Source organism: Streptomyces sp. NPDC053755 (assembly GCF_040677675.1).
In the GTDB taxonomy this organism is placed as follows: Bacteria; Actinomycetota; Actinomycetes; order Streptomycetales; family Streptomycetaceae; genus Streptomyces.
Genome location: NZ_JBFASK010000026.1, coordinates 91349 through 101313 on the forward strand (window position 1 = coordinate 91349; position 9965 = coordinate 101313).

Annotated in this window: 10 protein-coding genes; 2 read left to right on the forward strand and 8 right to left on the reverse strand. The window is 70.2% G+C overall.

Annotated features, from left to right (window positions below):
• Position 1 precedes the first annotated feature (1 nt).
• Positions 2–1324, reverse strand: a complete 1323-nt coding sequence (locus AB0K65_RS23680) for an MFS transporter (RefSeq protein ID WP_365719626.1) — start codon at positions 1322–1324, stop codon at positions 2–4.
• Between the two features lie 121 nt (positions 1325–1445).
• Between AB0K65_RS23680 and AB0K65_RS23685 the strand changes: the two genes are divergently transcribed.
• On the forward strand, positions 1446–2465 hold the full coding sequence (locus tag AB0K65_RS23685; protein WP_365719628.1) for a LacI family DNA-binding transcriptional regulator: 1020 nt from the start codon (positions 1446–1448) through the stop codon (positions 2463–2465).
• A gap of 71 nt (positions 2466–2536) precedes the next feature.
• On the opposite strand, the gene prcA is transcribed toward AB0K65_RS23685, so the two are convergent.
• The 6 genes from prcA to arc form a co-directional block, all read right to left on the reverse strand.
• Entirely contained in the window at positions 2537–3298 is a 762-nt protein-coding gene (gene prcA, locus AB0K65_RS23690) for a proteasome subunit alpha (protein WP_365719630.1), read from the reverse strand.
• Positions 3299–3373: 75 nt separating this feature from the next.
• Positions 3374–4213, reverse strand: coding sequence for a proteasome subunit beta (prcB, locus tag AB0K65_RS23695; protein ID WP_365719632.1), 840 nt, complete (start codon positions 4211–4213; stop codon positions 3374–3376).
• The gene (locus AB0K65_RS23700) at positions 4165–4542 is read right to left on the reverse strand and encodes an endonuclease domain-containing protein (RefSeq protein ID WP_365719634.1); all 378 of its coding nucleotides are present in this window, start codon (positions 4540–4542) and stop codon (positions 4165–4167) included. Before AB0K65_RS23700 ends, prcB begins: the two co-directional genes overlap by 49 nt.
• Before the next feature lie 191 nt (positions 4543–4733).
• Complete coding sequence (locus AB0K65_RS23705) at positions 4734–4946, reverse strand: ubiquitin-like protein Pup (RefSeq protein ID WP_365719636.1); 213 nt, start codon at positions 4944–4946, stop codon at positions 4734–4736.
• A 148-nt stretch (positions 4947–5094) separates the two neighbouring features.
• On the reverse strand, positions 5095–6606 hold the full coding sequence (gene dop, locus AB0K65_RS23710) for a depupylase/deamidase Dop (RefSeq protein WP_365719638.1): 1512 nt from the start codon (positions 6604–6606) through the stop codon (positions 5095–5097).
• A 229-nt stretch (positions 6607–6835) separates the two neighbouring features.
• Positions 6836–8602, reverse strand: coding sequence for a proteasome ATPase (gene arc, locus AB0K65_RS23715; protein ID WP_365719640.1), 1767 nt, complete (start codon positions 8600–8602; stop codon positions 6836–6838).
• 256 nt (positions 8603–8858) lie between these two features.
• Here arc and AB0K65_RS23720 point away from each other — a divergent pair, with 256 nt between their 5' ends.
• Positions 8859–9170 (forward strand): ferredoxin, encoded by a 312-nt coding sequence (locus tag AB0K65_RS23720; RefSeq protein WP_365719642.1) that lies wholly within the window; start codon positions 8859–8861, stop codon positions 9168–9170.
• A 21-nt stretch (positions 9171–9191) separates the two neighbouring features.
• Here the strand turns inward: AB0K65_RS23720 and AB0K65_RS23725 are convergent, their stop codons facing one another.
• Positions 9192–9761, reverse strand: coding sequence for a hypothetical protein (locus AB0K65_RS23725; RefSeq protein ID WP_365719644.1), 570 nt, complete (start codon positions 9759–9761; stop codon positions 9192–9194).
• Positions 9762–9965: the final 204 nt, after the last annotated feature.

Sequence of the window (9965 nt, forward strand, 5' to 3'; positions counted from 1 at the left end):
ATTACGCCTGATGGCCTGAGCTGAAACCGGGTTGGGCGGCCCCGTTTCGATCATTTTCCGATGAGTGCGCGTTCTTTTCGGCGTGTCCGGTGTGACCGCCGCCCCCGCTGACGGCGTGTCGCACGCTCCGGCCCGGGACCGTGAGGACCCGTGCGGTGGCGAGCAGAACCAGGAGGGCCGCGAGGCCGCCGGCCGCGGCCACGGAGAAGCCCGCGGTGGTCCCGGCGAGTTCGACGACGGGGCCCGCGACGGCGGAGCCGAGGGCGGCCCCGACGCCGAACGTGGTGACGAGCCAGGAGAACGCCTCCGTGACGGTCCCGACGGGGGCGTGCCGGTCGACCACGATGAAGCCGCAGGCGAGCGCGGGGGCGAGGAAGACGCCGGAGAGCGCGGCCAGGCCGGTCATCGCGACGACACCGGGCGTGAGCATGAGCGGCAGATAGCCCAGCGCGAGCAGGCCGACGATGACCGTCAGCCGCTTCTCGGGGGAGCCCGCCCACCGGCGGGCGCCGTAGAGGACGCCGCCGATGAGGGCGCCGAGCCCGAGCGCGGCCATGATCCAGCCGTAGGCGGACTCGTTGCCCCGCTCGTCGGCGTAGGCCAGACCGGCGACGGTGATGGAGCCGAGCGCCAGGCCGACGAAGAAGAACGAGCCGAGCAGGGCGAGGAGGCCGGGCGAGCGCAGCGCGCCCAGCCAGTGCGCCTCGCGGGGCTCCGAGCGCCAGGCGCGCGAGGGCGGGGACAGGACGACGGAGAGGGCGCCGAGGACGCCCAGGACGTTGATGACGAGGAGGGCGGCCGCCGGGGACCAGAGGGCGACCAGCAGGGTCACCAGGAGTGGGCCGACGGTGAACATCACCTCCTGGGCCACGGCGTCCAGGGCGTAGGCCCGGTGCACCCGGTCCTCCCGGCCCAGGACGCTCGGCCACAGGGCCCGTAGTCCGCCTTCGAGGGGCGGGGTGAAGAGCCCCGCCACGAGGATCGCGGCGTAGGCGAGGGCGATGTGACCGATGCCCGTGAGCGCGAGGACCGCCATGCCGAGGGCGGAGAGGATCGCGGCGGGCAGCTGGACCCGCGGCTGCCCCTTCAGGTCCACCGCCCGGCCGAGGAGCGGCTGCCCGACGGCCGTCGCGACGCCGTACGCCGCGACGAGCCCGCCGGCGAGGCTGTAGCTGCCCCCCTCGGCACGGGTGAAGACCACCACCGCGATCGGTCCCGTGCCGTTGGGGAGACGGCCGACCAGGGTCCCGGTGAGCAGGCGGAGGGCGTGCGGCGCCCTGAGTATGTCGCGGTAGCCGCCGCCCGCCGTGGCCTCGGAGGCCATGTCCGTCTCCTCTCCCCCGGCATCCACCGGGGTTTTACGTATAACGTCCGGCGTCATACGTACCATGGCCCCATCCCCAGGGTCCACCCCGCGGGTACGGACCGCATCCACGGAGGCACGCGTGCACACCCCGGAACCGCCCGCCGCGGCCAGGCCCACCAGCCGCGACGTCGCCCGCGCCGCCGGAGTGTCCCAGGCCACCGTCTCCCTGGTCCTCGGCGACAAATGGCGCGGCCGGGTCTCCGAGCGCACCGCGCGGTCGGTACGGGACACCGCCCAGGAACTCGGCTACCGCCCCAACCTCGCCGCCCGCAACCTCCGGCTCGGCCGCACCAGGACCGCGCTCCTCGTCGTCCCGGCCCTCACCAACGAGTTCTTCGCCCGCGTCTACACCGGCGCGGCCGCCGTCGCCGCCCGGCACGGCTTCGGCGTGGTCCTGTACCCCTCCCCCGACGGCGTCGGCCCCGCGAAGGACCCCTTCGCCTCCGCCCGCGCCGCCCTGGACGGCGTCATCGCCTCCTCCATGGCGGCCGACGCCCTCGCCGCCTTCCGCGGCACCGACCTCCCCCTGGTCATGCTCGACAGCGACCCCGCGGACACCGGCGCCGCCGCGCACGTCAACCTCGACATCGCCGACGGCATGCGCCAGGTGACACGGCACCTGCTGAGCCTCGGCCACCGCCGCTTCGTGCACCTGGCGTCGGCCGTGCCCTCCTGGACCTTCGACGTCCGGGCCGCGGCGCTCGCCGACTCCCTGCGCGAGGTCTCCGTGCGCACCGTCCGGTCGTCCCTCGACGTCGACGGCGCCCGGGCCGCCGCGGAGATCGCCCTGACCGGGCCGGGGCCCCGGCCGACCGCCCTGGTGTGCGACGACGACATCCTGGCCGCCGGGGCGTGCAAGGCCGCCCGCCGGCTGGGCCTGCGGGTCCCCGAGGACGTCTCCGTCACGGGCTTCGACGACCTCGCGCTGGCCACCGCCGTCGAACCGGAACTGACCACCGTCCGCCTGCCCGCCGAACGCGTCGGCGAGCGCGGGATGGCGGCCCTCCTCGCCGTCCTCGACGGGCGCGCCCCGGAGCCCGGCGGCCTCCCGGTCACCCTGGTGACCCGCGGCTCGTCCGGCCCGCCGCCCGCCGCCTGAACGGCCCGGCACGCACGACGGCCCCGGTCCGCTGGTGCGGGCCGGGGCCGTCGTCCACGTCGGCGGAGGACCTACTCCTCCGTCTCCTCCGGGATCTCGTCCGAGGGGTCGTCGGTCTTGGCGATCGCGGCGTTGTCCGCCTCCAGCAGACGGACCAGCTGCCGGCCGACGATCCGCTTGAACTTGCGCTGCTGCGGCCGCGTGCGGTCCAGGACGGCCACTTCGAGCCGCTCCGCGGGGATCTCCCGCTCGCTGCCGTTCGTGTCGCGGGACAGCGCCTGCACGGCCAGCTTCAGCGCCTCGGCCAGGGACATGCCGTCACGGTGCCGCTGGTCGAGGAAGCTGCCGATCTGCTCGGCGTTGCCGCCCACCGCGACGGAGCCGTGCTCGTCCACGATGGAACCGTCGTGCGGCAGCCGGTAGATCTGGTCGCCCTCCGGCTCCGTGCCCACCTCGGCGACGACCAGCTCCACCTCATAGGGCTTCTCGCCCGCGCTGGAGAAGATCGTGCCGAGCGTCTGGGCGTACACGTTGGCGAGGCCCCGGGCCGTCACGTCGTCCCGGTCGTAGGTGTAGCCCCGCAGATCGGCGTAGCGCACGCCGCCGATCCGGAGGTTCTCGTACTCGTTGTACTTGCCGGCGGCGGCGAAGCCGATCCGGTCGTAGATCTCGCTGAACTTGTGCAGGGCGCGGGACGGGTTCTCGCCCACGAAGACGATGCCGTCGGTGTACTGCAGGACGACGAGGCTGCGGCCACGGGCGATGCCCTTGCGGGCGTACTCCGCCCGGTCGGCCATGGCCTGCTGGGGTGAGACGTAGAACGGGGTCGACACCGGCTATCCGTCCCTTTCTTCTGGGCGGCTGGGGTCCCCCGGACGGAGTCGGGGGCGTGAGGACGAGGGAAGGGGTCAGAGCAGCGCGGCGCGCGGTCCGTCGGGCTGCTCCAGGCGCCGATCGGTGACCGAGCGGGCGAGCGCCGAGGACTCCTCCTCGCTCAGCCTGCGGAAGCCCTCGTCGGTGATGACGGTGACGATCGGATAGATGTTGCGGTAGAGGTCCGGCCCGCCCGTCGCCGAGTCGTCGTCGGCGGCGTCGTACAGCGCCTGGACGACCAGGGTGGTGGCCTGCTCCTCCGTCAGGTCGGGACGGTAGAGCTTCTTCATCGAGCCCCGGGCGAAGATGGACCCGGAGCCGGTGGCCGCGAAGCCGTGCTCCTCGGAGCGGCCGCCCGTCACGTCGTAGGAGAAGATCCGGCCCTTCTCCTTGCCCTCGTCCCAGCCGGCGAACAGGGGAACGACGGCCAGGCCCTGCATCGCCATGCCGAGGTTGCCGCGGATCATGGTGGACAGGCGGTTGGCCTTGCCCTCCAGGGAGAGGGTCGTGCCCTCGACCTTCTCGAAGTGCTCCAGCTCCAGCTGGAACAGCTTGACCATCTCCACGGCCAGGCCGGCCGTACCGGCGATGCCGACGGCCGAGAACTCGTCGGCCGGGAAGACCTTCTCGATGTCGCGCTGGGCGATCATGTTGCCCATCGTCGCCCGCCGGTCACCCGCGAGCACGACGCCGTCGGCGAAGGTGGCGGCGACGATGGTGGTGCCGTGCGGCGCCTCGATGACCCCGTCCGGCAGCTTGCGGTTGCGCGGGAGGAGCTCCGGCGAGTGGTCGGACAGGAAGTCCAGGAAAGAGGACGACCCCGGCGTCAGGAAGGCAGCTGGTAGACGCCCGGTGCTGCGAGTGTTGGCTTCCACGCGTGTCCCTCCAAAGGTGAGATGGCCCGACGCAGAGTGTCGGGATCGTCTCCCAACGTGCCGACGGCCGAATTGCAGTTGAAGCACAGTACGCCACGGACCCTACCCGCATCGTGACGGTGATCAACATGGGCTGCCGGGGCTTGCGGGCAGACCACGCGGATCCTCGTCCGGGCGGAGACCATCTCGTCGCGCTGTGCTCCCGTGGTGCCGTGCGCATGTCCGGAACGCCCCGCGCGGCTCGCCTCGCCCGGCGCCGTGAACGGTGGGTGGAGACCGTCGACGGCGGGCCTGGGCCGCTTCGCACGCGAAGCGGCTCCCGGCACCACCGACAGCGCTCAGGCCCTGCCGGCTCCGCCACCTCGTCCCGTACGGCCTGAATGCCGGACGGCTGAATTCGTCGCAGCGCCGCGACGCCCCGGTTCAGCGTCCGCTCAGGGAAAGGACCGCCCGCCCACGGCTGAGGCGCGACATTCCTCGGACGTTTCCCCGCCCCTCGGCGTCACCTTCGAAGCGAAGGTCACTGACCGCCCTTCTGGACGAACGACCGCACGAAATCCTCAGCGTTCTCTTCCAGGACGTCGTCGATCTCGTCCAGGACGGAGTCCACGTCGTCGCTCAGCTTCTCCTGGCGTTCCTTGAGGTCGGAGCTTTCCTCCGCGGTCGTCTCCTCGACCTCCTCCGTGGAACGCGTCGCCTTCTGCTGTCCGCCGCCGGTGTCCTTGGTCGCCATATCCCTCACCCCGCTCGAATCGGCCCGCTCGGTTGGGTCTCTCTCAAGATCAGACCCTACAAGGCAGGTCTGACATCGGCCCTGTGGTTGCTGCAACGTCCGGGCACTAGTTCCATGATTCCCAGTGCCCGGGCATTTCAGCCGCGAATCAGTGGCCGGACAGCACGCGGACCAGTTCCTCCGCCGTCCTGCACCGGTCCAGAAGGTCCTTCACATGCTCCCGGGTGCCCCGCAGGGGCTCCAGAGTGGGGACGCGCTGGAGCGAGTCCCGGCCCGGCAGATCGAAGATCACCGAGTCCCAGGAAGCCGCCGCCACGTCGTCCGCGTACTGCTCCAGGCAGCGGCCCCGGAAATAGGCCCTGGTGTCCTCGGGGGGCTTGGTCTCCGCCCGCCGGACCTCGTCCTCGCCCAGCAGCCGCTTCATGCGCCCACGGTCCACCAGACGGTTGTAGAGCCCCTTCTCGGGCCGCACGTCGGCGTACTGCAGGTCCACGAGGTGCAGGCGGGCGGCGTCCCAGTCCAGGCTGTCGCGCCGACGGTAGCCCTCCATGAGCTCCCGCTTGGCGATCCAGTCCAGCTCCCCTGCCAGGCTCATCGGATCGTGCTCGAGCCGGTTGAGGGTGTCCTCCCAGCGGATCAGGACGTCCTTGGTCTGGTCGTCGGCGTCGGCGCCGAAACGCTCCTCCACGTACTTCCTGGCCAGCTCGAAGTACTCCATCTGGAGCTGTACCGCGGTGAGCGTCCGGCCGCTGCGGAGCGTGACGAGATACGCCAGGCTCGGGTCGTGCGAGACCTCGTGCAGGGTGCGGACCGGCTGGTCGACGGCGAGGTCCACGTTGATGAACCCGTCCTCGATCATGGACAGGACCAGCGCGGTGGTACCCAGCTTGAGGTAGGTGGAGATCTCCGAGAGGTTGGCGTCCCCGATGATCACATGGAGGCGGCGGTACTTCTCCGCGTCCGCGTGAGGCTCGTCGCGGGTGTTGATGATGGGCCGCTTGAGGGTGGTCTCGAGGCCCACCTCGACCTCGAAGTAGTCCGCGCGCTGGCTGATCTGGAAGCCGTGCTCGCGGCCGTCCTGGCCGATGCCGACCCGGCCGGCGCCGGTGACGACCTGGCGGGAGACGAAGAAGGGGGTCAGGTGGCGCACGATGTCCGAGAAGGGGGTCTCCCGCTTCATCAGGTAGTTCTCGTGCGTGCCGTAGGAGGCGCCCTTGTTGTCGGTGTTGTTCTTGTAGAGGTGGATCGGCTGGGCGCCGGGGAGCTGGGCGGCTCTCTCGGCGGCCTCGGCCATGATCCGTTCGCCGGCTTTGTCCCAGAGGACGGCGTCGCGGGGGTTGGTGACCTCGGGGGCGCTGTACTCGGGGTGGGCGTGGTCGACGTAGAGCCGGGCGCCGTTGGTGAGGATCACATTGGCCAGGCCGATGTCCTCGTCCGTGAGCTGGCTGGAGTCGGCGGCTTCGCGGGCGAGGTCGAAGCCTCGGGCGTCCCGCAGGGGGTTCTCCTCCTCGAAGTCCCAGCGGGCGCGGCGCGCCCGGTGCATCGCCGCCGCGTAGGCGTTGACGATCTGGGACGAGGTGAGCATGGCATTGGCGTTGGGATGCCCCGGAACGGAGATCCCGTACTCCGTTTCGATGCCCATTACTCGCCGTACGGTCATGCGGCCCTCCTTGCCCGGCGGCGCGCCCGTTCGGGTGCGGCGCTCAAGTACCGCGCTTTCTCGTGCGTGTGCGGTGCCCGTCCCCGCACTGCGCGATTCGGCGGTACCGATGAGCCTAGAGCGACTCCGCGCCGGTGGGGAGATCGATTACGTCATTGTGCGTCGTTGCTGGCGGAAAGCGGCGGCTGCGGATGCCCGTCTTCCGGACATCCGCAGCCGGTGTGCGTTCCTACAGGTACTGACCGGTGTTCGCCACGGTGTCGATGGAGCGACCCGTGTCGGCGCCCTGCTTTCCGGTGACGAGGGTGCGGATGAAGACGATCCGCTCGCCCTTCTTTCCGGAGATCCGGGCCCAGTCGTCGGGGTTGGTGGTGTTGGGCAGGTCCTCGTTCTCCTTGAACTCGTCCACGCACGCCTGGAGGAGGTGGGAGACCCGAAGACCCTTCTGGTTGTGGTCGAGGAAAGCCTTGATGGCCATCTTCTTGGCCCGGTCGACGATGTTCTGGATCATCGCTCCGGAGTTGAAGTCCTTGAAGTAGAGGACTTCCTTGTCGCCGTTGGCGTACGTCACCTCGAGGAAGCGGTTCTCCTCGGATTCGGCGTACATCTGTTCCACGACCGACTGGATCATGGCGTGGGCGGCGGCCGGCTTCGATCCGCTGTGTTCGGACAGGTCGTCCGCGTGCAGCGGGAGCGAAGGTGTGAGGTACTTGGCGAAGATGTCCTTGGCCGCTTCCGCGTCCGGACGCTCGATCTTGATCTTGACGTCGAGCCGGCCGGGCCGCAGGATCGCGGGGTCGATCATGTCCTCGCGGTTGGAGGCGCCGATGACGATGACGTTCTCCAGCCCCTCCACGCCGTCGATCTCGGCGAGCAGCTGCGGGACGATGGTGTTCTCCACGTCCGAGCTGACACCGGACCCACGGGTGCGGAAGAGGGATTCCATCTCGTCGAAGAAGACGATGACGGGAGTACCCTCGCTCGCCTTCTCCCGGGCACGCTGGAAGACGAGGCGGATGTGCCGCTCGGTCTCGCCGACGTACTTGTTGAGGAGCTCGGGGCCCTTGATGTTCAGGAAGTACGACTTCCCGGCGGGCTGACCGGTAACCTCGGCGACCTTCTTGGCAAGGGAGTTGGCCACCGCCTTGGCGATGAGCGTCTTGCCGCATCCGGGCGGGCCGTAGAGCAGGATGCCCTTCGGCGGACGCAGTTCGTGCTCCTTGAAGAGATCCGGGTAGAGGTACGGAAGCTCGACCGCGTCGCGGATCATCTCGATCTGGCCGCCCAGACCGCCGATCTTGTCGTAGTCGACGTCCGGGACCTCTTCGAGGACGAGCTCTTCGACCTCGCTCTTGGGGATCACTTCGTAGACGTAGCCGGACCTGGGCTCGAGCAGCAGGGCGTCACCGGGACGGATGGTGATGTCCAGCAGCGGCTCGGCGAGCCTCACCACCCTCTCCTCGTCGGTGTGCCCGACCACCAGGGCGCGCTCGCCGTCCTCGAGGATCTCCTTGAGGGTGACGATGTCCCCGGCCCGCTCGAACGTCATGGCCTCGACCACGTTGAGCGCTTCGTTGAGCATGACTTCCTGGCCGCGCCTGAGCTCGTCGAGCTCGACGCTGGGACTGACGTTCACCCGGAGCTTGCGGCCCCCGGTGAAGATGTCGCAGGTGCCGTCCTCATTGGTCTGAAGAAAGACACCGAAGCCTGCCGGCGGCTGTGCGAGCCGGTCGACTTCCTCCTTGAGGGCCACGATCTGGTCGCGGGCCTCACGGAGTGTGTTGGCGAGCCGCTCGTTCTGCGCGGACACGCCGGCCAGGTTGGTCTGCAGCTCGACGATCCGCTCTTCGAGAATCCTCGTATGACGCGGAGAGTCGGCGAGCTTGCGGCGCAGGACGGCGATTTCCTGCTCGAGATAGGCAACCTGGCCGGCGGGGTCTTCAGACCCCCGCCCCGGCCGGATGCCGCGGTTGATGTCGTCGTCGTGGGCTGCCACGGTCCTCACCTCCTCCAAGGGGAGCTGGACGCTTCCTGACCCTACCTGCGTGGGTGGTGATTGAAACCCCTAGATCACAAAGACGTCGGGGTGTGTCCGATCTTCACCCTTGCGCTTCCCCTCACGCCAAGGGAATACCCACCCATCAACATCGGAAAGCGGGCGGTTGTATCGTCGTCATTGGTCAACACCCGTCAGGGCTGGCCGGACTTAGCAGGAACGCTCTCTTTCACACGCTTCAGGATCGGCAGGAGACATGACCGTGCGGCACGAGGTCCCGACGGCGGGCGCCGGTGAGGCGCTGGAGGTCTGGATCGACCAGGACCTCTGTACCGGGGACGGCATCTGCGTGCAGTACGCGCCCGAGGTCTTCGAGCTGGACATCGACGGGCTTGCGTATGTGAAGAGCGCGGACGACGAGCTGCTCCAGGACGCGGGGGCCACGACGCCGGTGCCGCTGCCGCTGCTGAGCGACGTGGTGGACTCGGCCAAGGAGTGCCCGGGCGACTGCATCCACGTACGTCGGGTCTCGGACCAGGTCGAGGTCTACGGCCCTGACGCGGAGTGACGATCGCGCACGGAGCGTGAGTCAGAGGGCGATGGGATCGGTGCGGGCGGTGCGGACGAACGCACTGCCCTTCCAGCGCCATTCGACGCGTTCCCGCTGGTCGGGGCAGCAGCTGGGGACGTCGGGCGACGAATAGCCGAGCACGGTGGCGACGACGGCCCCGTCGCGGACGGCGAGGTCGGCGACGTTGTTCCGCCGGGCCGGATCCAGCAGGGTGGCGACCACGCGCGCGGTGGCGTCCTTGCCCCGGGTGAGGACGTAGATCCCGCTGGGGGGCGTCCCGGAACCGGCTTCGCAGTGGACGACCGCCACGGTCTCCGGGTTCCCGTCGCCGTCCAGGTCCCCGCGCGCCTGCCGGGCGACGGTGCTGGGCGCTCGTCCGCAGTCCAGGGGGTAGTCGGCAGCGGCGGCGTCCGGGGCGGGCGCGGCGGCCGGAGCGGCCTGGGGGCCGGCGGCGGTGGTGGCGGTCGCGGGGCCGGGCTGCAGCAGTCCGGCGGCGGCGACGACGGCGGCCATGGCGGTCGCGGTGGCCAGCCAGTGCACCGGCCGGGCGTGGGTGTGCGCGAGGTCCGGTACGGCGGAGGGCTGCACGCGAGAAGTCTCCTGTGAGGGCGGCGCGGAAGGAGTTGCGGGCATCGTGCCACACGTCACAGGAGCGGGGAACAGCCGGGGTGGAAACCGGTCTCGGTGCGGAAGCGAACGTTCGAACACGAGCGTGCCGCCGTCGAGTTCCCGCCGTGCGGCGCGGGTTTCGTCGCCGCCGGCCTCTACGCCATGCGCCGTGCGGTGGCCGCG

Coding starts and splice junctions, on each gene's coding strand:
- AB0K65_RS23680 (WP_365719626.1), bottom strand. CDS start 1,324: ATGGCCTCCGAGGCCACGGCGGGCGGCGGCTACCGCGACATACTCAGG.
- AB0K65_RS23705 (WP_365719636.1), bottom strand. CDS start 4,946: ATGGCGACCAAGGACACCGGCGGCGGACAGCAGAAGGCGACGCGTTCC.
- dop (WP_365719638.1), bottom strand. CDS start 6,606: ATGACCGTACGGCGAGTAATGGGCATCGAAACGGAGTACGGGATCTCC.
- AB0K65_RS23720 (WP_365719642.1), top strand. CDS start 8,859: ATGACCGTGCGGCACGAGGTCCCGACGGCGGGCGCCGGTGAGGCGCTG.